The organism is Marinobacter halodurans, assembly GCF_004327985.1.
GTDB classification, from domain to species: domain Bacteria; phylum Pseudomonadota; class Gammaproteobacteria; order Pseudomonadales; family Oleiphilaceae; genus Marinobacter_A; species Marinobacter_A halodurans.
Genome location: NZ_SJDL01000141.1, coordinates 1 through 1,159, shown reverse-complemented (window position 1 = coordinate 1,159; position 1,159 = coordinate 1). Strand labels below are relative to the sequence as shown.

1 protein-coding gene is annotated in these 1,159 nt (G+C 50.0%); it reads left to right on the top strand.

Features of this window, described 5'->3' with window-relative positions; all coding sequences use genetic code 11:
• The first annotated feature begins 145 nt into the window (after positions 1-145).
• Positions 146-964 carry an abortive infection family protein gene (locus tag EZI54_RS23815; protein WP_131484329.1) on the top strand — a complete coding sequence of 273 codons (819 nt, stop codon included), beginning with the start codon at positions 146-148 and terminating at the stop codon, positions 962-964.
• Positions 965-1,159 lie beyond the last annotated feature (195 nt).

Below are 1,159 nucleotides of genomic sequence, written 5' to 3'. Positions count from 1 at the left end.
CGGACGCGGCATCCTCAGTGAACCCCCTAACCAGTCATTGCAGTTCGTTCCGGCCCTGACGGGCCTACACCGGACGGCCTTTTCTCCGCTTCGCTACGTAAAGGCCGCCGCTGAATATTGGCGTTAGGCTCATGGAGATCCGAGATTGAGCGGTAATATTCCAAACTCTGTAATAGGGGCTGTGGCCTCGGTAATTGCAAGCCATTACTACAGCCACTCGAAGCTAGAAACTCTTTTCATGGAAAGTGGTGCTCCCGGTTATGCACCGGAAGGGAACTGCGAAAGAAAATGTGGTGAGTGGCTAAAGCGTTGCAATGATGATCCAGATGTTGATGCTCTTGAGGTACTTGGCAGGATTATCCAGAACTACATGGACCAGGAGCTGCCGTCATCGTTCTTTGATGAGTCGCCTTCGAGAGTCGAAGAGGGACAGGAGCGGATTAAAGCGGCTTTGGCGCAAAACCAGCTTTCGTATCGACTGAATGGCTACATTACTCAAGCCGGCTCAACTCCCATCTCCAAAACGTTAGAAGACTATCTGAAGTCGGGCAATTTTTCGTCTATTGAAAAAGAGTTTGAGAGAGCGGTAGAGCATATTCAAACGGACCCACACGCATCGGTCACAGCGGCCTGCTCGATTATTGAAGCGGCCCTCAAGTTTTACATAGAGCGTTTCAACTTAGTGGCACCGAACAAATTGAACGTTATGCCGTTGTGGGCAGTGGTCCAGCCTCATCTAAGTTTGAACGCTGATGACACCTTGGCTGCAGACCAGCACAAAGTCCTGAAAGGTATTTCCTCGATCATTGATGGTGTAGGCGCTTTCAGGTCACACATAGGTTCAGCTCATGGGCGTGGCTCCAGTCCGCCAAGCATCGTGGTTGCTGAGGCTCGGCTTGTTGTTAATGTTGCGCATACAATGGTGGTTTTCATTATGGAGGTGCTGCATGCCAAGAAAGCCTAACAATCGCAGGCACGGCGACGGCTTCTTCGTTGCGGCTGCGCCTTCACTACAAAACCGCGCGTACTGCAGGCGTTATGTTTCACCATGAATGAGCTATTAGCGTACTTAGAACAATGGAAATCCTCCAAATCAAAAATATTTGGTGCTGAAGGCTATGCTGTCTCTATAACCGGAGAGTTGGGAGATACCGTTAAA